This window comes from Acinetobacter sp. AOR43_HL (genome assembly GCF_027854635.1).
GTDB classification, from domain to species: domain Bacteria; phylum Pseudomonadota; class Gammaproteobacteria; order Pseudomonadales; family Moraxellaceae; genus Acinetobacter; species Acinetobacter pittii.
In genome coordinates, this window is sequence record NZ_JAKTHX010000007.1 from 167,658 (window position 1) to 191,993 (window position 24,336).

The window sequence follows — 24,336 nt, forward strand, 5'->3', positions numbered from 1 at the left end:
TTTTGCCTCATTTTAGCTTACATCATTGCAGGGTCACTAAAGGAATCTTCACCCGTTTCGACTCGACCAGCAAAACGTCGGTAATAATATGGATCACTCTGACTGGTAATTTCAAAATCATACCAATGACCTACATCGGCCAAAGCCCAATGCTGCTTAACAACCTGTCCCGCTTTTACGGTAAGTTGTAACGGCGCATCTTGTCGATATGCACACGGTTTTACCGTCAATATCGCATCCTTAGTACCATCATTCATAAGTTCGACATAAACATCACCATTGGCAATGTCATAGCACACTCGAATTTCAGGTTTAACGCCACTATCTATAATACGTTGAGTATCCCCTTTGAAATGACGATGGTAGCCATTTGGACCGAGTACCCATAAATCATAACGACCCAAGTTATCTTTTAAAGCATCCCATTCATCATCTAAAGTTTTATTCGGCTCGACAATATAACGCTTTGGAATACGGTCTAAGTTGAGCTTGTCATAAACATGAAAAACCGCAGCTTGCGTACCTGTATTAGAGAATATTAATTGCACTTTGCCATCCGCTTTACAGCGTGCACTGGTATGCAACTCGTAAGGTAACGCACGTGAAAGACGTATACCACTTTGCTGAATCGGTAACTTTGTATCCGTGGGTACAGGCACAGCTGGTAAAGCTTCTTGATTTTCTCTTAACTCATCAGCCTGTAAACGTGTTTGTTTACCATTCAGCTGCGGTAAAACATCTGCATTTGGTGTTTTAAAGTTAAATGCACTAGTTAAATCACCACACACTGCACGGCGATATGGACTGATATTCGGCTCTTTAACCCCAAAACGTTTTTCTAAGAACATGAGCACAGAAGTATGGTCAAACACTTGCGAGTTCACCCAACCACCACGGCTCCATGGGGAAATCACATATAACGGAACACGAGGACCTGGACCATAAACTCGTCCATCAGGTGTTGGCTGTGAATGGCTTCCCTCAGGTGCAGCATGATCAAAATATTCGTCCTGCATATCGGCACTACTTAATGTCGATTTACCCGCGTACTGGCCGTTTTTAAGTCGTGATGGCGCTGATGGTGACGGTACATGGTCAAAGTAACCATCATTTTCATCAAAATTGATAATAAGTGCTGTTTTACTCCAAACCTCTGGCACAGCAGTTAAAGCATCAATAATTTCTTGAATAAACCATGCCCCTTGGACAGGACTTGAAGGGTCTGGATGTTCGCAGTAAATCGATGGCGCATTAATCCAAGAGACTTGAGGTAACTTCCCTTCACGAATGTCGCGTTTAAAAGCATCAAGATATTCTTCTGGTTTATTGCCCGGCAATGTATTTGCAATGCCCTTATATAATGGATTTTTAGCATTATCGGTCGCAGCATCATAGGCTTTATAAGGTAGTTTTTGACCCGTATCAGCATATGGCTTATTCGGTTCGCCGCCACTTGAAACAGGATAGCCAGATGCAATGTTGGCCTTTCTAAACGAACGAAATGCACCCAACATATTATCGCCCCATTCATCTGGCATATTTTGATAACAAATCCAACTTACCCCTGCTTCTTCTAAGCGTTCGGCATAAGTTTTCCATGTATAACCACGGTCTGCCGTCGCTGGGTTACCATCAATCCAGTCCCACTCATTGTTTACAAATGAACGCTTGGTCGGTGTTGCACCATTTGTACCCGTTAAATGATAAGAACGGTTTGCATCTGTTCCAGTGTGCATAGAGCAATGGTAGGCATCACAAATCGTAAAAGCATTCGCAAGCGCAAACTGATATGGAATTTCTTTTTCTTTAAAATAACCCATTGAGATATCAGTTTTATGAGTTGGCCAGTTCGCCATGCGCCCATTGTCCCAAGCCAGCTGACTGTCGTTCCAAGTATGTGGCGTACCATCTGCACGCTGTGCATTATTGGCTGTACCATCTAAGTGAAAAGGCGTTAAAACTTGCCCATTACTTCTAAGCTGCTCCCAAACACGGCGGCCACTTGGCAAAGGAATCGTAAAACGATCGGCAAACCCTCGGACGCCTTTTAGTGTTCCGAAGTAATGGTCAAAAGATCGGTTTTCCTGCATTAAAATAATAACGTGCTCGACATCCTGAATGGTTCCAGTTTTATTATTTGCAGGAATTGCTAAAGCTTTTTGAATACTAGATGGGAAAGTTGCCAATGCCGCAGCACCAAAACCCATATTTAAAGAGTAATTTAAAAATTTACGACGTGTAATCATCATGATCAGGTTCTTTTTATTATTTAAGTTTATGGAGCACAGCGCATTACAGGCTTTTTACCTGTATCTGGTGTATTTGAATTATCATTTGCCGAGTCGTTACAACCACTCAGCAGAATCGCGCCGATTAATAAAAAATATGAATATTTAAAACTATTTATTCCAGTGCATTGCCTTTTCATAACGATATATAGTCCATTTAAAATCTAAAATGGCTAACATAGAAAAGTACAATGACAGTGACATGACCCAAATATTTCAATCCAGTGAAAAATATGAAAAGTCTATTATTTTCATATTCTGCACCAGATCAAAATCAGATGAATTTAAGGCTTTAATTGAATATTTTGTAGTTCGCCATCAAAAGTTTCTATGAGACTCTTAATCACTGGCTGTTGCTGTAATAGCTCAGCTGCTCTATGAAAGGCTTTTTCTTTACGTGCACTTTGAATGGTATAGGGGGTAGATGTTTTCAAAGCACCATATTCAACTGTAAATTGAGTATTCGGCCATTGCTCATTTAATGCATCAATAAGGCCTTGTTGTAATTGGGTCAGCATATTTTCATATTCTTGAGGAATATGGAAAATAGTATTGCCACCAATTTCACCAGTCATCACACCATGTTGAGCAAGTTCTTGAACGGCTGGAGAAAGCTGACTATTTCTAAACCAATATTCCCACTTTTCGAGTGTCCACTCACCTTCCAAAACTTGAGGAGAAAGCTTCAAGATATCTTGAGGCATCAACTGACCGTTATCAGTTGCACTAGGCTCTTTTACAACGGCAACTGTTTCAACAACTTCAGCCTGCACCAATGACTGCTGCTCAATAACAGGTTCAGAAGCCAAATCAGGAGTTATAGGCACATCTTGACCAAGGGAAAAAGCGCTAGATGTCTCAAACAAACCTTGAGATTCAGCAGTGAAAGCTGGTTCAGGTTCAATATTTTTAGTTTGTGTTTCTGCCTGCACTTGTACTAACTTTTGTTCTGGTACAGGAATGAAATCTTCCTCTAGAACACTAACAGTCTCTTGAACAACTGCTGACTCAAGCCCAATCAGCTCATGATGATTTGGGTCAAATACCATTAAATCCTGATTAGACTGCGGTTCAGGTTCAGGTTCAGGTTCAGGTTCAGGTTCAGGTTCAGGTTCAGGTTCAGGTTCAGGTTCAGGTTCAACCATAGCGGGCTGGTTAATAACTTCAACAGGTTGAACCGTATTTACTGGAGTAATCTCTTGGACTGTTGGCTGAGCTTGTGAATTTAGACCTACTTCTGCTTGTCCATTTTGTTGAACAAGCTCTGATACCACAATTTCATTTGGCGCTAAAGGACGGAATGCCAATAAGCGTAAAACGCACATCTCAAAACCTTGCTCTTGCGTCACGGCAAGTTGCAAGTCTGAACGACCTTTACATGCGATTTGGTAATATAGCTGTAAATCTTGAGCAGAAATCAGCTTAGACAGTTGCATGATCTTGCGATTGATTTCATCGCTATATTTCAAACTCAAATCAGGTAGATATTGCAAAATTGCCAATTCATGCAATGTCGAAATCAACTGATCAAGCACAAGTGAAACGTCTAATGCTTGATGTCTAAATTGCAATAAAAGCTGACTAACTTTCTCACGTTGGTTTTGATGAATCGCCAAAATCAAATCATAAATGATCGTACGGTCGATTAGACCAAGCATTTCTTTAACATCTTGGTGATGTACAGAACCCTGCCCGTAAGCAATGGCTTGGTCAGTTAAAGATAATGCATCACGCAGTGAACCTTGGGCAGATTCTGCAATTTGCCAAATTGCATCCTGATCAGCATTAATTTGCTCTTTTTCAAGAATAGCGCCAAGATGCTTGGTAATTTCATCAACGGCTAAAGGTCGTAGAGTAAATTGCAAACAACGTGAAATGACCGTAATCGGTAGCTTTTGTGGGTCAGTCGTTGCAAACAGAAACTTAACGTGTTCTGGTGGTTCTTCTAGTGTTTTTAATAACGCATTAAAAGAATGCGTTGATAGCATATGTACTTCGTCAATCAGGTAAACCTTAAAACGTCCTTGCGTTGGCGCATACGGAACGTTGTCTAAAAGTTCACGTGTATCTTCTACTTTTGTTCTTGAAGCAGCATCAATTTCGATCAGGTCAATAAAACGCCCTTCGTTTACTGCTTTACAGGTTGCACAGACTTCACATGGAGTAGAAGTCACACCTGTTTCGCAGTTCAAACACTTGGCTAAAATACGTGCAATTGTAGTTTTACCTACACCACGCGTTCCTGTAAATAAATAAGCATGGTGAAGACGACCGCGTTCCAATGCACTACTTAATGCACGAGAAACATGGTTTTGCCCCACTAACTCATTGAAATTACGTGGACGGTATTTTCTAGCAAGTACTTGATACATGTATGCTCCTTTTTACAGGCATAAGCATACTTTGTTTTTAAAAGAGTGTGAACGCATAAAGCTCATATCCGTACAGATAAACTGCGAACTGGCTTCTTTTCTCTACCAGAACCTTTTATTTGTCTAAGGATGATCATGGTGTAACTCCTGATCTGTAACACCCTCATCCATGGTTTGCACTAGCCCCACACCATCCTTAATTTCAGCCGAATAATTTCCCTTCTCGGTAAAAATTTGCATGATCGTATAATGGTCTTTTTGACTTTGAGTAATGGTAAAGAAATTCTGATTCGGATCGCCCTGATCAAATTTACCGGTCCACCGAACAATATCTTGGTCAACAGGTTCGATCTCTACAATTTTGCCAGTGCGATTAATGCCATATTCCAACATTTGAAACTTAACAGTGTCACCCACTTTTTTAAGCTCAATCACATTTGGATCATATTTAATGACCATACCTTCTGCATTTTTAATTAGTGGAAAATTAACATTAGAAGGCAGTTGATCCTTTTCTATTTCATTAAAAACAATCTGTTGCTGAGACAATCTTTCTTTTTCGGACGGACTCAAATTCAGTATATTTTGACGAGCCAATTCATTCTGATTATCTGCCAGTTTTTGCCCAGTCCCTTGCCCATTTTCTGAAGACGACGTTAAAGCAGAAGAGCTTTGCTGTGAAAAGGCAAACCAGAGTAAAACTGCTAACGCCACGCAAGCGATAGCAGTTCCTATTAACAATTTATTTTTCTTCATTATTTACAGCTAAAAATAGAGATTAGTTATATAGAGAAATTTTTTGTGCGTTCAGGTTAATGACACTAACCGCATCAATTTTTCCTTCTACACCTAAACGTACTCCATATTTAGGGTTATATAGATAGGGACTCGAATAAAAATTAATGTTATTACCACCCATTGCTGTACTTCCTAAAGGATGAGCAAAGCCTGAACCAATATTGGTTGAACCATTATGGTAAAGACCAAGATTATGCCCAACTTCATGACGCATAGCAGCGAAAGAACAACCTGCAATATCATTTGCGCCAATCATGTTATATGCAGAAGCATTAATCCAAGCCCAACCACAACCACCGTCACCAGGTTCATTACCTTGATAATAAACTCCGTCTGCCAATACACGTTTACGCTCATTTTGTACCGTGGTGTCATCTCGTCCAGTCGAGATTGCTTCTTTTAAAGTGGTAGCAGGGATTTTATAAGTTAGATAACCTACATCTCTTAAATAAAAACGTGCATTCGAATTTTCAGCAGTTAAATTCGTTAAATTTACGCCTTCAATCATTCTAAGTTTTGCAGCGCTTTCTCCTAAAATTGAGTTTACCTCCGGGCTAGAAACCAACAACATATCAATTGTATAACTATCTACTGTCCAGCCTTGAGCGGTATAAATAAAACGGCGATTTTCACCATTTTTAATTGCGGTAGACAAGCCATTAGCGGCATTAATATAGGTGTCTGCCGATGCATTAGACACAATAACAACTTTATCGCCGACTTGAGCTTTAGCAGGTAGTTGCAAGGTCGGTTGCCAATTTGATGTAGACAGTTTCACCTTTAAAGTGGGCTGCGTCATATTCGGTAGAGTTGCTGGGATTGTTGCTGTAGAATCAATCACCTTTGTTGGTGAAGAGATCAGCTGCCAATATCCTTTGTCGCTTACATACATAAACTCATATTGATCGCCTGTTTTAAGCGTTAAAGTCGCTTGGCTATTAATATTGCTGTTATTAATTTTTGCAGACCAAGTTGCAGTAGACTTGATAATAATTCTATCCCTATCACTTGCAGTGGTCGGCAAAGTGAAATTGGAAACCCAGTTTCCATCTCCAAATGCAATTTCGGTAAGTGGACTATTAACTGTCGCTAATGACGTTCCAATTTGCTGAACATTTAGCTTCTGAGGCTTTATATATTCAGGAACCCATTTTCCTAAAGCAGAATAATATTTAAACCAATATTCAGATCCATTTTTTAATATAAAACTGCTTGGGAATAGTAAGTTTGTTTTATCAATCTCCGAACTTGTACTTGCTGTAGAAATAACTTGTACGGTTGTTCCATCACGGACATCACTCGGTAATGCAATGGTTTGTGCCCATTTGTCATTCTGAATAAGTATTTTTTGCATTGATGCAGTTGTTAATGAAACGACTTCATAAGTCGCACCATTGGTAGGACTCACTGTTGCTAACTGAGCGATCCATTTATTTTGACTGCTATTAAAGATAAATTGATAAACATCTCCACTATTTATCTTCAATACTTCTAACGGGATATTCGTATTAGAAGTATCTAAATAACTACTATAAGCGGCACTAGAACGAACTGTAATCTTGTCCAAATTATTAGCGCTTGTCGGTAAAGAGAGATTTTTGACCCAATTCCCATTTGCTAAAGAAAATTCTAAATCTGAATAACCAGATGGAATTGATCCACTATTATTATTCTGATTTGGTGAAAGTACAGTTGCGGCATATACAATTGAAGACGCAACAATTGCTCCAATAATGAGTGATGTTTTTAATTTAAAATTCACAGCAGCCTCTTTTATTTGTTTTTAGATTTTCGAATAGCAGGTTAACAAACCATTTTTTTACAGTCAATTTTCGATCAATTCATTTTTCATTAAATTTCAATTACATGAATATTGAATCATTTTGAAATAAAAACATGAAACCTATTAAATAATAGTTTGTTTATGAGAATTAAATAACCAATTTTCGATATGAAGAAAATATTAAAAAGATATTGAAGGATCAAAAGAAAGATCATCTCTCTTTTTATCCTCTATTTTGAATTTCTTAATTTACTTTCTTTGGAAAGCTAAACCAGACAAATACAGTTAAAAGGAAGAAACAAATGGCGGAGATTGTAAGCACCCAACTATGCGCATAGCTAAAAGCTTGCTGAGCAACTGCAATTAATTGCCCTCCCAAAGGGCTTTCAAGGTTAGAAGCTAATTGCATGGTTTCACCAATCGAGATACTCGCTTTTTCAATTAAGTTCGATGGAAGCTCTGCTGGTAAAATAATTGAGCGGCTATAAAACCAAGACAACATTAACCCGAAAATAGCGACACCTAAACCAGCGCCAAGCTCATAGGCCATACCTTCAATCGCACCTGCTGCACTTGCCTTTTGAGGTGGAACGGATGACATAATTGCAGCAGTTGAAGCCAGTAAGGCAATCTCAATGCTAAAACCTAAAAAGACCATACACGTCCATGCTAAAAAGTGGTCGGTCGAAAAGTTGAGCTGGGCAAGTCCCCATAGACTAAATCCACTTATTAAAATACCAACAGTAGATACAAGTCTAAGCCCCCATTTATTTAAACAGATTCCGGCTAATGGACCACCTAAACTAATTGCGATCATGAATGGAATAATAAACATGGCTGCCTGTAAGGGAGAAAATCCATGCACAAACTGCAATTCTTGAGACAAGAGTAATTCGAACCCAACCAAAGCAATCATGGAAACCACGGCCATGACAATGCTGGTAGAAATCACTGGATGTTTAAATAACTCCAGATCAATCATTGGCGTGGTCGTTCTTTTTTGGCTTCGAATGAAGTGGATTAAAGTACTTATACCAACCACAAACATCACGACTGTAAGTACCGAGAAGTTGTACATCGCCGATTTGATTGAATAGATCAGGCTTAAAATGGCTACAACCAAAACTAAAGCTTGCCTTAAGTTAATTGGCTGATCAGTTTTCTCTTGTTGTTTCGGAATGATCATCGCAATCATGACCAGAACCACTAAAATAATCGGGATATTGATGAGGAATACAGCCCCCCAATGGAAATGTTCTAGTACAAATCCACCAACCAATGGACCAAAAGCTGCTCCGCCACCACCCACTGTAGACCAAAGACCAAGTGCAAAATTCCTCTGCTTTTCTTCGGTAAAAGCATTACGAATGCCTGATAAAGTGGCAGGAATAAGCATCGCTGCCCCTAGCCCCAAAACAGCGCGGGAAGCAATTAAGGCATAAGCTGTTGGAGAAAAAGCCGCAGCTAAGGAACCGACTCCAAAAATTGCAGTTCCAATAAATAATAATTTTTTAAAGCCAATACGATCACCAAGTGCACCCATCGGCAAAATCAAACCCGCCATAATCAGTGAATAAATATCAATGACCCATAAAAGCTGATTGGCAGTTAAATTCAATGCTGCACTTAAAGATGGTGTAGCAACATGCATCACCGTTGCATCAATCGTAACTGGTAAATATATAAGGACGATAATTGTCAGGATTAACCATTTTTTTTGCATAACGCTCTTCAATATCCAAAACTTGGACATGTGTTCAAATCATGGTTATTATATACACAATTGGACACTTGTCCAACTTTTAGTTTTAATGTAATTTGTGTCGAATTCAGTCAGGTGAAAGAAACATGGCCTATCTTAATCGCGATCAACGCAGAGAAATGATTCTACAAGCTGCCATGCAAGTTGCTTTGGCTGAAGGTTTTACAGCCATGACGGTACGCCGAATCGCAACAGAAGCACAAACGTCTACCGGACAAGTTCACCATCATTTTTCTTCGGCATCTCATTTAAAAGCTGAAGCTTTTTTAAAGCTCATGGAACAGCTTGATGAAATTGAACAAACCCTAAAAACGACTAGCCAATTTCAAAGGCTATTCATCTTATTAGGCGCAGAAAACATAGATAGACTTCAGCCCTACTTACGCTTATGGAATGAGGCAGAACTCTTAATTGAACAAGATGTTGAAATACGAAAGGCTTATAACCTTGCCATGCAGAATTGGCATCAAACAATTGTGCAAGCGATTGAATCTGGTAAAAAAGAAGGTGAATTTAAAAATATATCTAATTCAACAGACATAGCTTGGCGGCTCATTGCTTTTGTGTGCGGATTAGAAGGTATTTATCAACTTGGTTTACAAGGTTTAGCTGAAGAAGACTTCAAGCGCCATACCGAAGCGATTATTCGCCTAGAATTATTATAAATATAGAAGCTGGCATTGATTAGAATGCCAGCTTTAAAATACTCAAATTAGAACCAGCCTTTACGACCTTTTAAAATTTGGTCGGTGCAACGTAAGGCTTCTTGAGTCAGTCCCCACAAACGATAATCGCCTGTGATTGAACCAATCTGGAAGTTATGAGTATAAGCAAAGCTGAGATCACGCTCAGGATCACACCATGCTCCTGAACCATTGTAACCAATATGCCCAAAGCCATTTTTAGCGCGTTTACCCATGGTAATAATGCGGTGATATCCTAAGCGCCAATTCATCGGAATTGGCATAACACGATCACGTGCATAACTTTGGATGGTGCTGAGCTCTTTAAATACTTCTGGGCGAATAATTTGCTGTCCGTCCCATTCACCTTGATTTGCCAGCATCGCATAAATTTTAGCAAGACTATTTGCAGTAAAAGTGCCGTTCGCCGCTGGAATAACTGCTTGCAATCCCTCGTCACTAAAGAAACTAAGATGTTTCATTCCTTTTGGAATCATGGCATCTTGAAAGTCTTGAGGGTCTTGTCCAGTCCACGTAATCATTTTTTCAGAGAGTGAACTCTTGCGCGTCTGTGGCTTTTTAGGTTTTTCAACTTGAGTAGACGCTGGTTTTTCTGGTTTTGGTTGAATAATTAAACGTGCTACACGATCCAACTCATTTGCAGGCGTTCCAAAATATGCTCCATCTAACTGTAACGGTTCAACAAGATAATTGCGCATGAGCTGATCTAAAGATTGACCAGTTGCTTTTTCAAGTACACCACCGACAAGCCAGCCAAATGTTAAAGCTTGATAAGCATTACCCTCTCCTACAAGGAATCTTGGCTTAGTCGCTGCAATCACATTTAACATATGAGACCAGTCGAGCATTTCTCTCGCACTTTCGATGATATTTCGAATATCAAACATACCACTTTGATGACTTAGCACATGACGTAAAGTCATTTGCTCTTTACCATTTTGAGCAAACTCAGGCCAATAAGTCGCAATCGGTTTGTCGTATTCTAAAAAACCTTCACTTACTAAAATATGCGCTAAGGTTGCAAGTACACCCTTACCTGTAGAGTAGCAAACTGCCAAAGTGTCAGGTTGCCAAGCTTCATTTTGTGATTTTAGACCGGTGTAGATATCTACAACTTTCTGGCCTCTAAAATAAACCGCTAATGCAGCTCCACCTTGTCCTGTTCTAGCATCTTGAAGACGGCTAAATTGGTGAGCTAAATCAATAAAACGTTCATCTAAAATACCGTGATAGTTATGGGTATCGGCCAGTAAAATTTCTTTAATCACATGAAGTTCCTTGCATTTTTTGTTATTTTACTCAAAAGCAGCCCAAACATCTGTTCAGGCTGCTGATATTTTTATAATGCTTTTACAGTTCCTGCAACATGCGGTTTTTGCGATTTCGCATTAAGAATCAAGAAATCAGTTTTTTTATCTGCATTGGCAGTTAAAAACTCAACTTTTAATGGTAAAAACATTGGTAGCTTAAACCACACATCTGCTTCATAAGCATTTGGTAATTCGAGGTTCGCTAGCGCTTTAGCTTTGCTCCACATACCATGCGCAATGGCTTGTTTAAAGCCAAATGCTTTTGCTGTAATAGCATGAATATGAATTAAGTTAAAATCTCCAGACACTTTCGCATAACGGCGGCCTGTGTTTTCTAAAATATCCCACTCTGCCTTTGGAACATAAGCTGGAGCTTGTTCTTCTTTGGCTTTCTCACCCACTCTTTTCTCAACTTTTTGACGAGATAAATAAGTCGTTAAGCCTTCCATCACCACTTCATTGCCAACTTTTGCCGTGGTAATAAAGTCAAACTGAACACCTTTATCATGCGGTTTTAGTTCCCCAAATTTACATGACAAGGTTAGTTTTTCAGTTACCCCAATTGGTCTGGTTTGTTTAATCTGGTTACGGATATGAACTAAACCTAAAATTGGAAATGGAAAGGCTTCTGCCGTCATCATGTGCATTTGCAAACTTTGAGAAAGCACAGCCAAATAAATTGCAGGTACAAAGCCATTATTTTGAAAGCCACATACTTCGTTATAAGCTTTGAGATGACTCTGATCAATTTCTAGAGTATCTACCACATATTCAACTTGCGGTAAGATTTTTGGACCTTTCGGCTTTTTAAAAATTAAACCTTGTACCACTTTTGGGTAAGCTAATGCCGCTTTTGGTAGCTGGCTAAAATGACGAGTATTCATACCTAACCTTTTATAATTTATAGATTCTTGAATAAAAAAGGGATGCACAAGCACCCCTTTTTAGCTAAAAGTGCTTAAGCGCCCAACAAGCTTTGACCACACACACGTACAACGTTGCCGTTTACACCTGTAGAAGCAGTTGATGCAAACCATGCAATTGTTTCTGCTACATCAACAGGTAAACCACCTTGTTGCATTGAGTTCATACGGCGACCAGCTTCACGAATTGCAAATGGAATCGCAGCAGTCATTTGAGTTTCGATGAAGCCCGGTGCTACTGCGTTAATGGTAATACCATTTTTTAAGATAGGCGCAGTAAATTTAACTAGACCAATCACACCTGCTTTAGATGCAGCATAGTTAGTTTGACCAAGGTTACCAGCAATACCGCTAATTGATGATACACAAACAATGCGGCCATTTGCATTTAGACCATCATTTTCTAACAAGTAGTCATTTACACGTTCAGCAGCAGACAAGTTAATGTTAATTACTAAGTCCCAAAGCTCTGGCTTCATGTTTGCCAAAGTTTTGTCACGAGTAATACCTGCGTTATGAACTATAATATCTAAACCGCCTTGTTTTGCCGCAGCAGTTTTAATTTTTTCACCTGCATCGGCAGCAGTAATGTCAATTGCCAATGTAGAACCACCAATGTCAGCAGCTACACGGTCAAGGTCAGCTTGTTGTTGTGGTACGTCTAAACAAATAACATGAGCACCATCACGTGCAAGCACATGTGCAATTGCTTCACCAATACCACGGCTCGCACCAGTTACTAATGCAGTTTTTCCAGCAAGTGGTTTTGCCCAATCAACATCAACTACATCTGCTTTAGAAATACGAACAACTTGACCAGATACATAAGCTGAACGTGGAGAAAGCAAGAAACGTAAAGTTGATTCAAGGTTTGCAGCAGCACCTTCATCAACATAGACCACTTGCGCAGTAATACCCTTTTTAAATTCTTTACCTACAGATTTGATAAAGCCTTCAAGTGCACGCTGAGCAATCGCTTGTTTTACAGTTTTTGCAGTTTCAGGAGTTGTACCAATGACAATAACACGACCAGAAGTCGCAACTTGACGTGCAATCGGGTTAAAGAATTTATAAAGTTCGTTTAACTGTTCTGAGTTTTGAATACCAGAAGCATCAAATACTACTGCTTTGAATTTTGATTCTTTGTCGCCTGCATTGAATGGGCGTAAATTTAAACCAACTTTTGCAGCTTCTTGTTGTAATGCAACATTATTGCCTACATAGCTGTCAGCATGAATATTACTAAGTACTTGTGCAATCGCACCAGACAATACACTTGACGGCGCTGCGCCAACCAATACTGCACCATTCACTACTGGCTGAGCACTTTCAAAACGCTCTAATGCAACTGGTGATGGTAAACCCAGATTTTTAACAACGAATTTACCAATAGGAGATTGTGTAAATGCTTGGTATTGATCAGTCATGATTATTATCTCTCAAAGAAATGAATTTTCTACGACAGGCTTCATTATGTTATGAGATGAATAGCAACAATATGAAATCAGTCGTTCATTAGAGTTACTCCAAATCATACTTGAGTTCATCTTTGGATGTCTTGACCTGAATGCTATCTACAATGTCATTCTAGTCAATACAGGTCTATTTGAATTGTGTTAATGTAGCTTATAAGAATATCGTTAATATGCTTGGAAAAGCCTTATGAGCAAGACAACTCAAGAAAATCCAGCAGTCGAGAATTCTGCTGAGGAAAAAGTGTCAAATACATCAAAGCCGGCTTCTAACACGGCTAAGCGTAACAGCACAACTCCTAAAGCAGCAACTAATACTCCAAAAACGACACGTACTCGTTCAACGACTGCACCTGCACGTAGCCCTCGTAATAAGAGCGCTGCTACAGCAACCCCATCTACATCTTCTAATAATGTAGTTGCAGCACCAAAAGCAACAAAAACCAAAACTTCTGTTCAACAGGATAAAACCATGAGCCAAAACACTGTTCGCCGCGTTGCAATTATTGGTGGCAACCGTATTCCATTTGCACGTTCAAATACTGCTTATTTTAAAGCGTCTAATTCTGACATGCTGACAGCAGCATTGAATGGTTTGGTTGAGCGCTTTAACTTACAAGGTAAGCGTATTGGTGAAGTCGTTGCGGGTGCTGTTTTAAAACATAGCCGTGACTTCAACATGACTCGTGAAGTTGTATTGAGCACAGATCTTGCTCCTGAAACTCCTGCTTATGACATTCAAATTGCTTGTGGTACAGGTTTACAAGCAGCTTTTGTTGTTGCAAACAAAATTGCACTTGGTCAAATCGATGTAGGTATTGCAGGTGGTGTAGACACAACTTCTGACGCGCCGATTGCTGTAGGTGATGGTTTACGTAAAGTTTTACTTGAGCTCAATGTTGCTAAGACTGGTAAAGACCGTCTTAAAGCATTAACAAAAATTGATTTTAAAAAGCTTCTTGATGCGCCAAGCAATGGTGAACCACGTACTGGCCTTTCAATGGGCGAGCACCAAGCAATTACTGCTTTAGAATGGGGTATTACTCGCGAAGCGCAAGACGAGTTAGCTGCAAGCAGCCATCAAAAACTTGCTGCTGCTTATGAGCGTGGTTTCTTTGATGACTTAATCACTCCATTCTTAGGTCTTAACCGTGACAACAACTTACGCGCAGACAGCACAGTTGAAAAACTTGCTAAATTGAAGCCAGTTTTCGGTAAAGGCGAAACTGCAACAATGACAGCAGGTAACTCAACTCCATTAACAGACGGTGCTTCTGTTGTATTGCTTGCTTCTGAAGAATGGGCAAAAGAAAACGGTCATGAAGTTTTAGCTTACCTTTCTTTCTCTGAAACAGCAGCTGTGGACTTCATTGGTAAAAATGGCCCTAAAGAAGGCTTATTGATGGCTCCAGCTTATGCAGTGCCTCGTATGCTTAAGCGTGCAAACCTTAAACTTCAAGATTTCGATTTCTACGAAATCCATGAAGCATTTGCATCTCAAGTGTTGTCTACGTTGAAAGCTTGGGAAGATGAAAAGTTCTGTAAAGAACGTCTTGGTTTAGATGCACCTTTAGGTTCAATTGATCGCTCTAAACTGAACGTAAATGGTTCATCTTTAGGTGCAGGCCATCCATTTGCTGCAACTGGTGGTCGTATCTTGGCAACTGCTGCTAAATTGATTAATCAAAAAGGTTCAGGCCGCGCATTAATCTCAATCTGTACAGCAGGTGGTGAAGGCGTTGTAGCAATCGTAGAGAAATAATTTTACGATTCACTTTTAAAAAAAAGCACCCTGATGGGTGCTTTTTTAGTTTAATAACTTAATTTTTAATGAAGTGATGCTGCTTTAGCATCTGGGAAAAACTTATCTTCGATATGGTCATAACACCACTGGAAAATAAAGGTATAAACCAAAATACATAAAGTTAAACCAATATCTAAAATAAGTGCATCAATGACACTCATCTGGAGCATATATGCAATCATCGGTACTGTTGCAATCAACAAGCCACCTTCAAAACCAATTGCATGTAAAATCCGTACAGGGATCGTTCTTTCCCAATTATATTTATGCTCTACTTTTTCGAAATAGTGGTTAAAAATCATATTCCAGAAAACTGAAACAACTGCCATAAACACACCGAGTGTTCCGGTTACGTCCATCGGCATATCAAAAATAAAACTTAATGCAATCGCAATGATGACCAATAAAATTCCTTCATAACTGATTGCATGAATGAGCCTTCTCTTGGAAATCAACATTTTTAAATACTCAATAATAACTTGGATAATGTGCATTTTATTTTTATAATATTGATTAATCCAATCAGGTTCTTTCAGTTTTTTTGACAGATGAATATTAATCAAGAACAACTACTCATGTTTCAGGCCGTGATTGAAACCGGCTCTTTTTCAGCAGCAGCACGTAAACTTGGAAAAGTTCCTTCGGCTGTAAGCATGTCTATTGCCAACTTAGAAATTGATCTGAACTTGACTTTATTTGACCGTAAAGGCCGTGAACCCGTCCCTACTGACGAAGCACGGGTGTTATACGAAAAGACATCTCAGCTTTTAATTGAGATGAATCAATGGAAACAACATGCTCACGCGTTAAGTACAGGGTTAGAAGCCAATTTAACTCTTGTGATTGTCTCTGAACTTTTACACACCAATTGGACCGACTATATTTGTCTTTTAGAAAGTCGTTTTCCAGACTTACAAATTAATATTGTGTCTGCTCCTCAAGAAGATGCACTTCAAATGTTACTAGATGGCTCTGCCCAACTTGCACTGATGTTTGAACGCGAACACCTAGATAACAGAGAACAATTTGTAGAACTTAAACGTGAGGCTTTAATTCCGGTTATTTCAAATAGCCATCCCCTCGCAAGCCAAAATCAGGTTTCTTATGAACAAATCCTTACTACACGACAAATTGTAGTTGCAAGCCGAGATGAAACTTTAAAACCTGAATTGCTATTTTCGAAACATTACTGGCGTACAGACAATCACCACTCTGCTTGTTTAATGATTTTACGCAATCTAGGTTGGGGTGTTCTTCCTCAAGAAATGTTTAAAGAAAACCCTGAATTAAAAAACAAGCTTAAAGTATTGGATTTATTAGATTTCACTCCCCGTTTTGAATATTATGTCGACTTAGTATGGAGCCGGGAAAGTGAACTTGGTGCCGCTGCTAGATTTTTGATTGAACATATCCGTAAGCAACGAATGCAACCACTGCCTTAAAAATATTTCAAATTAGATGCAGAACCTAAACGTTTTTCTTTGAAATATAACAATTGATATATCGACAGCATGAATAGACTTTGTGCTATAAAGAAAACATAAGATTTATTACTGAAGATGTTGAATATCAATGACTCATACAGCACTTGACCAATTAAAAACATTAACGACCGTTGTTGCCGACAGTAGTGACCTTGATGCAATTCGTAAATTCCGTCCATTAGACGCAACGACTAATCCTTCATTGATTACGGCAGCAGCAGAACAACCAGAAAGCAAAGAGCTCATTGAAGATGCTTATTATCAAGCCAAAGAAGAAGGCTATAGCAATGATGAGTTAATCGAAAGAACCATTGATATTTTAACCGTAAAATTTGGTGTAGAAATTTTAAAACTGATTGAAGGCCGTGTTTCAACGGAAGTCGATGCTGCACTTTCATATGATACTGAAGCGACCATTAAAAAAGCGCATGAATTATGTGAACTTTATAAAGGTTATGGTATTGATCAGTCACGTATTCTGATTAAAATTGCATCGACCTGGGAAGGTATTCAAGCTGCCAAAGTGTTAGAAGCTGAAGGTATTGCTTGTAACCTCACTCTCCTTTTCGGTTTACATCAAGCCCAAGCGTGTGCAGATGCAAAAGTGACTTTAATCTCACCATTTGTAGGTCGTATCTTAGACTGGTACAAAAAAGCTGAAGGTGTAGACGCTTACCCAATCGAAAAAGATCCAGGCGTAGTTTCAGTTAAGAAAATCTACACTTACTACAAGCAGCAAAATATTCCAACTCAAGTGATGGGTGCGAGCTTCCGTAGTATCGATCAAGTGCTTGGTCTAGCTGGATGTGATTTGCTAACCATCTCGCCAAGCTTACTTACCCAGCTTGAACAAGATACCCGTAAAGTCGAGGCTTCACTTGATGCATCTCAAGTAAAACAAGCAGAAGCCATCGTTAGACCAGCTCAAGATGAACAAAGTTTTAAAGATGAACTTAACCATGACTTAATGGCATTCCAGCTTTTACAAAGTGGCGTTGATGGCTTTATTAAAGCACGTGACCAATTAAGCCTTTTGTTACGTCAGTCTTTTGGAATTGATGCGGAAATAAAATCTTAAAAAACTGCACTTTTCATACAAAATTACCGATTTTTGTTATCATGACAAAAATCGGTTTTTTATTGGGTTTCTCGTGTTCGGCATAACAGATTTAACAACATATATTATTGGTACATTCCTAATTGTGTTATTGCCGGGGCCCAATTCTCTTTATGTGATGTCAATCGCTTCGCGCTATGGTATTAAAACCGGATATATGGGTGCATTCGGTATTTTCACCGGTGACCTTATTTTAATGCTATGTACAGTACTCGGAGCTGCGTCTCTACTCAAGGCATTCCCATGGGTATTTGTCATTCTTAAATTAACAGGCGCACTTTATTTATCTTATTTAGGTTTTAAACTGTTGCAAGGCAGTATTCAACGCTGGAAACAACGTAATCAAACTCAACCAGAAATGGCTGATTTACCTGCTTTAGATAAAGTTCATCCTTATAAAACAGCACTCAGTATTAGTTTACTCAACCCTAAAGCGATTTTATTTTTCCTCTCTTTCTTTGTTCAATTTGTTGAACCAGATTATGCTTATCCTGCTCTGAGCTTTTTAATTTTAGCAATTATTTTACAGATCATTAGCTTTAGTTATTTAACTGCATTAATCTTCTCTGGAATTAAACTCTCGGCATTTTTTAAAGAGAACCATAAAATTGCTGCAAGCGGAATCTTTTTAGTAGGAATTCTATTTTTCGGATTTGGTTTAAAACTAGCAACCTCTACAATTTAATTATTTTAATCTGATAAGTTTTTGGATTAGAAAGTTAAAATATAATGAACTGCTAAAAGTCCAGCATGCCATCTGTTTTAACTTCATTAAGTACAAAAAAAGTTCTGACTTGTCTTACTCCGGGTAAGGCAATAATCTTTTCACTATGAAATCGGTTAAACGCAGCTAAATCTTTAACACGAATTTTTAGAAAATAATCGACTTCTCCCGCCACCAGATAACACTCTAAAACATTTTCCAAATCACCCGATGCTTGTTCAAATGCTTGAAAGCTGTCAGGGGTTGAACGGTCCAAAACCACACCAACTAACACCACAGTACCACGTTGAACCGTATTGGGATTGATCCGAGCACGAACATCCAAGATTGCTCCAATCTTAAAAAGACGCTGAGTATGATTCCAACAAGATGATGTACTAATACCTACAAGTTTAGCCAATTCAGCATTACTTAAACGTCCATTTTCCTGTAAGGCACGCATAATTTTCAGTTCTAGTGGAGTTAAAATTTCAGCCTTCTCGTCCATAAAATAATATTCTTGATTCATTGTTATTTATGAAACGAATAATAGCATTATTTAAGAATTTAAAAATATTATTTATTTTTTAACCTAAAAATAGAAAGCACCTTCTTAAAAAAAATTGTTAAATTCACCCCAACTGGAAGCAATGGCAGAAGCCTATTAATTTTTCTTGGATTTAGAATACGTATCATGCAAAAAATTCTTCAAGATTTTTCAATTCCAGCAGTATTTGCTGGTTTTATTACCTTTCTCATTGGTATTAGTGTTTCGGCCGTTTTAGTGATTCAGGCGGCTCAAGCTTTAGGTGCTTCACCTGAACAAATCACTTCATGGTTTTGGGCTTTGGGTTTGGGTATTGGCTTATCAGGACTCATTCTTTCTTGGAAATTTAAATATCCTGTAGCGACGGCGTGGTCAACCGCAGGTCTTGCTTTAATTATGGCATCAGGTAGTGGATATAGTTTAAATGAAGCGATTGGTGCTTTTTTAGTTGGTGGTTTACTAACAGCTATTTTAGGCTTCTCAGGTATTTTTCAAAAAGCGCTGTCATACATTCCTCAAAGTTTAACAAGTGCCATGCTGGCAGGCGTCCTACTCAAATTTGGTATTTCACTTTTCGCAAGTTTACAAAATGATTGGGCATTTGTTTTGTCCTTACTTAGCATTTATGTCATTACAAAAAGATTATGGCCGCGTTATAGCATTGTATTTACCGTAATTTCAGGTATTGCCCTATGCCCTATCTTTTTAGAATTTCATATGCCTACAATTCAGTGGTCTTTAGCAAAATCTGTTTGGATTAGTCCTGACTTTAGCTGGTCAGCACTTTTGGGCTTAGCACTGCCACTGTTTGTAATTAGTATGGCTTCTCAATATTTACCGGGTATTGCCATGATCAAAAGTTATGGCTACAAACCACATGTGAATCAACTTATTGGCTGGACAGGTTTAACCCAAGTTGTGCTTGCACCGTTTGGCTGTTATAGCGTCAATATTGCTGCGATTAGTGCTGCCGTAAGCTTAGATGACCAAGTTCATCCTGACCCAAGCAAACGCTATATTGCAGGTATAAGCTGTGGTTTTTTCTACATCTTAATGGGGTTGTTTGCTGCAACACTCACAAGTTTATTGATGTCGTTCCCTCATATTTTTATTGTCGCTTTGGCTGGTATTGCATTACTTGGTACGATCAGCCACAACATTGCGATTGCTTTTGCTCAAATTGAAGAACGTGAAGCTGCATTATTTACCTTTTTATGTAGCGCTTCGGGTATTCAATTCTTCGGGATCGGCTCAGCATTTTGGGGATTGGTGGTCGGAATTATTGTATTTGTTGTTCTCAAATTTAAAGCCAAAAAAAGCTAATAAAAAAAGCGTTCATAGCTCCCTATTTTCAATGCTATGAACGCTTTTTAGTATGGTTTCTTATAACTCTCTTACTACGACTGTTTTTGCCATTTTGTCGTGCCAGCCTTGTTTTTTAGCGTCAAATGCCACCCAAAAAAGACCAATACCAAATACTAAAATTGATGGAATATAGCCAATATATCGAATAATGCTCTGCATGACTGTGAGCTTATTACCTGTTTTTTCATCTAAAACTTTTAAGCGCATCAAACGTTTGCCGGGTGTACCTGCAAAATACAACCAACATAAGATTGAATATAAAAAAGGAAGTGCGTAGTTCACAATTAAGTCGAACCAATAATTTTGTGGCTGACTACTTAAGCCTGTAGCAAATACTAAGTCGTAATCTCCCCGATAAAAAATCCATGCGGCTGGAATAATTGCTAAACAAAGAATAAGACTATCAATAATCATTGCGCCAAATCTTAACCAGAACCCTGCATACTCATACTTATAAGTCATGCCTACCTCACTTTGTTATTGTTTAATAGCTAAAATGGTCTTACTACTTTACTTTTATCCTAATTGAAACTTTTTTATTTTTAAATACTTAAATAAATTTTAAATTTCTTACTTTTATATTTTATTGTAATTATTTTGATCAAAAAACATCATTAACCACATATCTCTACAAAAATTTAATTTAATCTTTTAAAAACTGACATTTTTTTATGTCAGTTATATCGAAATACGTTTATAAATAAATTAAATTACAAATAAATATTATATTTATTGCCAAAATAAAATATCTATTTTAAATTCTTTTTTTAATAAAAGTGCTGCAAATAATAGAGCCAATCCGATTGTAATTAAAAAAACACTTAAACTGATTAATCCATAAACAATTGTTATACCGCCTAATATAGCTAAAATATAAAAAATAATTACACTGATTGTTGGCATTTCAATTTATTCCACTACTTAAAATAAAAGCAATTTATTCTATCGAGTTTATAAACGATTGCTGTTTTCAAATGTTGGTTACACTATTAATTTGTATCATCATACATTAATAATGTTATTAAACTTATTTAATGTTAATTTAGTTTAATAGAGAGTGATGAAGTTCACATAAGTTTTATTTAATTTCAAAATAATGTTTTTCAGTCACAAGTTTAATTTTTAAGTTTTTATATAAGCGTTCTTTTGAGTCTTCTAGTGAAGGAACAACTTTTTCTGCAAATTTATCTTCAGTCATCAGTCTTGCATAAGTTTTGTAGCCAATGATTAACTTTTGAGGTTCTTTACCTGTTTGACTAAACTCTTCAATGAGTTTATTGACTTTCTTTGCTGTTAAATCTGCCATCTTTCTTAGCCCCCCTTTAATTTACTATTTTGTTATACGGCTTCTTTATGACAGAAATATGAACCGTAATTTTTTGTAATTTTCATGTAAATATTAACAATTATTGGTCTACAGCATACTTATCAGTTCAAAATCAGCAAAGCAATCAATTCAATTATTTGATTTATATATAATTTATTTAATTTCAATTACTTTTAATTGAATAGATGTCTCCACAGAATGAAATATGTTAATCTTTAATTAATAAAAGCTTCATACATATAACAACTGTAAATAAGAGGAATAACATCATGAATTACCAACATATTATTGTACCAGTAGATGGTTCTGACATTTCTTTAGCAGCAGCTCGACAAGCAGCTCACATTGCAAAAGCATTTGGTAGTAAATTGACCGCCATTAGTTTGGTTGCGGTAGATCCTTTTAGTGGCGTAGATTTTTATTACATCTCACCTGTTGTAAAAGATTATTTTGTTGAAGCACGTGCCAACGCAGAAAAAACTCTCGCAAAAGTTAAAGCTTTATGTGCTGAAGAAGGTATTGATGCAGAGACTCAAATCATCCAAGGTGAAATTTCTTCAGATGGTATTTTGAAAGCTGTAGAAGACTTAGGTTCTGATTTGATTGTGATTGGTTCGCATGGCCGTAAAGGTTTCCAAAAATTAATTTTGGGAAGTTTTGCTCAAGATGTTTTAAATAGCACCAAGATTCAAGTTTTAGTCGTAAAAGAGTAAAATTCTTGAAAGATAAAAGCCCAATCTAATAATTGGGCTTTTTAATAAAATAACTTATAGAAATTTTACACCCGGTAAAAAACTCTATAGAATAGTTCACTATTCCATCAATTTCGTGAGTCACACCAATGAAGTAAGTCTTTTTTCTCATCAATTTTTTCTTTTTTTGATGTGCAAAATAGACTATTTTTGTGATTTACCGTCTCTATTATAAATTATCATTCTCCTATTTTGTACATCCTGTATTTATGAGGTTTTTTTATGACTCAGCAGGCATGTGTAATATCGCAACTTACCTTAGAGTTCCCTTCAAAGGTAATGTTTAAGCATCTAAATTTTAGTCTTGAATCGAATCAGGTATCTGCCCTAATTGGTCGTAATGGCCAAGGCAAATCTTTGCTTATGCAATTGTTAAATGAGACGCTTGCATTAGATTCAGTTGTTACATCAGGGCAAATATCTTGGCATGTAAAACATGCATATTTACCTCAATTGCATCGTTTGACAGCACTGACGATTGCTGAAGCCTTAGATATCTTAGATATTTACGACGCTTTTAAAAGAGTTGAACAAGGTAATGCCGACTTCGATGATTATGATTTATTGGAAGGTAAATGGGACCTGCCCACTGTATGGAACAACCTCTTAGAATCAGCTGGTTTACCAACAGATTTAGATTTCCCAGTTAAAAATTTAAGTGAAGGTCAAAAAACCAAATTGGCTCTAAGCTGTTTATTTTTAAAATCAGATCACTATCTATTACTTGATGAGCCTAGTAATCATCTAGATCAGGAATCTAGACAATGGTTAATCGATCATTTAAAAAAACACCCGGCAGGTAGTCTTATCATTAGCCATGATCGGACTTTATTAAATGAAGTCGATCATATTTATCATTTAAATGAACATGGTCTACATCACACCACCGGAAATTATGAAAAATTTTATGGGCAGTATCAAACCAATATTGCAGCTCTAGAGCAATCTATTCAACAGAGCCAACGTGAAGTTAAGCACATGAAGCAAAAGCAACATGATGTATTAATGAAAGCTCAAAAACGAGAGCGTGCTGGCAATAAATTAAGAGAATCAAATTCTCAAGCCAAGATTTTGCTCGACTTTAAAAAGGAACAAGCAGGTCAAAGCATAGCTGCTATACAGTCTCAACACCAACGTCAGATTTCGAACAGTCAAGATGATTTAAAAGATAAGAAATTGTTTCTCGAAATGGTTAAACCTCAACAGTTTGTCTTCCCGTCTTTTCATAAGAAATCTGGTGAAATTCTGCGGATTAAAAAATTGAAACTGAAACATGGTACTCAAAAACCCTTCGATCTAGCTGTACAAGCAGCTCAAAAAATTCACATAACAGGACAAAATGGTATTGGAAAATCAACTTTACTTAAGGCAATTCATGCACAGAACAATCAACCCTGTGACAGCATTCACTTATCTGTAGAGTGTTTCTATCTCGACCAGAACTTTAGCTTTTTGTGTGATGAAATGACAGTTATTGAAAATTTATCTCACATGAATAATGAACTTTCAGAACTCGAATGGAGAAATTTGCTAGGTCAACTTCGAATTCGTGGAGATAAAGGTATCCAACTATTGTCTCAGCTAAGTGGTGGTGAAAAATTAAAAGTAGCTTTATTGGCCCTTAGCCAGATAAAACCTGCACCTGAACTTCTGTTATTAGATGAACCAGAAAATCATTTGGATATTGAATCTAGAGAGCTACTTGCTAATGCTATTGAGAGTTATGAAGGTGCGGTATTACTCGTTTCACATGATCAACTGTTTGTTGAAAGCTCGGGCATTCATGAGTCATTTTCTTTAATGTAATCGTTAGTAATATACCAAT

General features: G+C 37.7%; 22 protein-coding genes. 8 read left to right on the top strand and 14 right to left on the bottom strand.

The features are described from left to right. Positions 1–17: 17 nt before the first annotated feature. The 6 genes from MKL33_RS03290 to amvA form a co-directional block, all read right to left on the bottom strand. Entirely contained in the window at positions 18–2,246 is a 2,229-nt protein-coding gene (locus MKL33_RS03290) for a phosphocholine-specific phospholipase C (RefSeq protein ID WP_270906526.1), read from the bottom strand. Between the two features lie 29 nt (positions 2,247–2,275). Then, entirely contained in the window at positions 2,276–2,428 is a 153-nt protein-coding gene (locus MKL33_RS03295) for a hypothetical protein (RefSeq protein ID WP_153301268.1), read from the bottom strand. A 144-nt stretch (positions 2,429–2,572) separates the two neighbouring features. After that, complete coding sequence (locus tag MKL33_RS03300; RefSeq protein ID WP_270906448.1) at positions 2,573–4,660, bottom strand: DNA polymerase III subunit gamma/tau; 2,088 nt, start codon at positions 4,658–4,660, stop codon at positions 2,573–2,575. Positions 4,661–4,783: 123 nt separating this feature from the next. Continuing rightward, the gene (gene cpaB, locus MKL33_RS03305) at positions 4,784–5,416 is read right to left on the bottom strand and encodes a metalloprotease secretion chaperone CpaB (protein WP_270906449.1); all 633 of its coding nucleotides are present in this window, start codon (positions 5,414–5,416) and stop codon (positions 4,784–4,786) included. 22 nt (positions 5,417–5,438) lie between these two features. Continuing rightward, on the bottom strand, positions 5,439–7,220 hold the full coding sequence (gene cpaA, locus MKL33_RS03310; protein WP_270906450.1) for a metalloendopeptidase CpaA: 1,782 nt from the start codon (positions 7,218–7,220) through the stop codon (positions 5,439–5,441). Positions 7,221–7,485: 265 nt separating this feature from the next. Further along, positions 7,486–8,964 (bottom strand): multidrug efflux MFS transporter AmvA, encoded by a 1,479-nt coding sequence (gene amvA, locus MKL33_RS03315; protein ID WP_270906451.1) that lies wholly within the window; start codon positions 8,962–8,964, stop codon positions 7,486–7,488. 125 nt (positions 8,965–9,089) lie between these two features. Here amvA and MKL33_RS03320 point away from each other — a divergent pair, with 125 nt between their 5' ends. Then, positions 9,090–9,668, top strand: a complete 579-nt coding sequence (locus MKL33_RS03320) for a TetR family transcriptional regulator (RefSeq protein ID WP_005306446.1) — start codon at positions 9,090–9,092, stop codon at positions 9,666–9,668. Positions 9,669–9,715: 47 nt separating this feature from the next. Here MKL33_RS03320 and MKL33_RS03325 read toward each other — a convergent pair whose 3' ends face one another. From MKL33_RS03325 to MKL33_RS03335, 3 genes are all read right to left on the bottom strand, one after another. Beyond that, a complete protein-coding gene (locus MKL33_RS03325) occupies positions 9,716–10,975 on the bottom strand; it encodes a serine hydrolase domain-containing protein (protein ID WP_057086079.1) in 1,260 nt (419 codons plus the stop codon). 71 nt (positions 10,976–11,046) lie between these two features. Beyond that, a complete protein-coding gene (locus MKL33_RS03330) occupies positions 11,047–11,901 on the bottom strand; it encodes a MaoC/PaaZ C-terminal domain-containing protein (RefSeq protein ID WP_270906452.1) in 855 nt (284 codons plus the stop codon). A 74-nt stretch (positions 11,902–11,975) separates the two neighbouring features. Further along, a complete protein-coding gene (locus tag MKL33_RS03335) occupies positions 11,976–13,367 on the bottom strand; it encodes a 3-oxoacyl-ACP reductase (protein WP_013197428.1) in 1,392 nt (463 codons plus the stop codon). A gap of 235 nt (positions 13,368–13,602) precedes the next feature. Between MKL33_RS03335 and MKL33_RS03340 the strand changes: the two genes are divergently transcribed. Next, positions 13,603–15,174: an acetyl-CoA C-acetyltransferase gene (locus MKL33_RS03340; protein ID WP_013197427.1), complete on the top strand. Its 1,572-nt coding sequence runs from the start codon at positions 13,603–13,605 to the stop codon at positions 15,172–15,174. A 65-nt stretch (positions 15,175–15,239) separates the two neighbouring features. Here the strand turns inward: MKL33_RS03340 and aceI are convergent, their stop codons facing one another. Continuing rightward, positions 15,240–15,674, bottom strand: a complete 435-nt coding sequence (gene aceI / locus MKL33_RS03345; protein WP_005073799.1) for a chlorhexidine efflux PACE transporter AceI — start codon at positions 15,672–15,674, stop codon at positions 15,240–15,242. A gap of 90 nt (positions 15,675–15,764) precedes the next feature. On the opposite strand from aceI, the gene MKL33_RS03350 reads away from it, so the two are divergent. From MKL33_RS03350 to leuE, 3 genes are all read left to right on the top strand, one after another. Continuing rightward, a complete protein-coding gene (locus tag MKL33_RS03350) occupies positions 15,765–16,658 on the top strand; it encodes a LysR family transcriptional regulator (RefSeq protein WP_057086081.1) in 894 nt (297 codons plus the stop codon). Positions 16,659–16,788: 130 nt separating this feature from the next. Continuing rightward, on the top strand, positions 16,789–17,778 hold the full coding sequence (gene tal, locus MKL33_RS03355) for a transaldolase (protein ID WP_057086082.1): 990 nt from the start codon (positions 16,789–16,791) through the stop codon (positions 17,776–17,778). Positions 17,779–17,851: 73 nt separating this feature from the next. Continuing rightward, on the top strand, positions 17,852–18,502 hold the full coding sequence (leuE, locus tag MKL33_RS03360; protein WP_016803130.1) for a leucine efflux protein LeuE: 651 nt from the start codon (positions 17,852–17,854) through the stop codon (positions 18,500–18,502). A 52-nt stretch (positions 18,503–18,554) separates the two neighbouring features. Here leuE and MKL33_RS03365 read toward each other — a convergent pair whose 3' ends face one another. Continuing rightward, a complete protein-coding gene (locus MKL33_RS03365; RefSeq protein ID WP_057086083.1) occupies positions 18,555–19,028 on the bottom strand; it encodes an Lrp/AsnC family transcriptional regulator in 474 nt (157 codons plus the stop codon). 186 nt (positions 19,029–19,214) lie between these two features. Here MKL33_RS03365 and MKL33_RS03370 point away from each other — a divergent pair, with 186 nt between their 5' ends. Then, complete coding sequence (locus MKL33_RS03370; RefSeq protein ID WP_270906453.1) at positions 19,215–20,390, top strand: benzoate/H(+) symporter BenE family transporter; 1,176 nt, start codon at positions 19,215–19,217, stop codon at positions 20,388–20,390. 60 nt (positions 20,391–20,450) lie between these two features. Here MKL33_RS03370 and MKL33_RS03375 read toward each other — a convergent pair whose 3' ends face one another. The 3 genes from MKL33_RS03375 to MKL33_RS03385 all read right to left on the bottom strand — a co-directional run bounded on the left by MKL33_RS03375 (position 20,451) and on the right by MKL33_RS03385 (position 21,738). Beyond that, a complete protein-coding gene (locus MKL33_RS03375) occupies positions 20,451–20,894 on the bottom strand; it encodes an RDD family protein (RefSeq protein ID WP_270906454.1) in 444 nt (147 codons plus the stop codon). A 267-nt stretch (positions 20,895–21,161) separates the two neighbouring features. Continuing rightward, a complete protein-coding gene (locus tag MKL33_RS03380) occupies positions 21,162–21,335 on the bottom strand; it encodes a hypothetical protein (RefSeq protein WP_005068723.1) in 174 nt (57 codons plus the stop codon). A gap of 175 nt (positions 21,336–21,510) precedes the next feature. Next, on the bottom strand, positions 21,511–21,738 hold the full coding sequence (locus MKL33_RS03385) for a hypothetical protein (RefSeq protein ID WP_002115208.1): 228 nt from the start codon (positions 21,736–21,738) through the stop codon (positions 21,511–21,513). Positions 21,739–22,028: 290 nt separating this feature from the next. On the opposite strand from MKL33_RS03385, the gene MKL33_RS03390 reads away from it, so the two are divergent. Beyond that, on the top strand, positions 22,029–22,472 hold the full coding sequence (locus tag MKL33_RS03390) for a universal stress protein (protein WP_005073779.1): 444 nt from the start codon (positions 22,029–22,031) through the stop codon (positions 22,470–22,472). Positions 22,473–22,733: 261 nt separating this feature from the next. Continuing rightward, a complete protein-coding gene (locus MKL33_RS03395; RefSeq protein WP_270906455.1) occupies positions 22,734–24,317 on the top strand; it encodes an ATP-binding cassette domain-containing protein in 1,584 nt (527 codons plus the stop codon). Positions 24,318–24,336 lie beyond the last annotated feature (19 nt).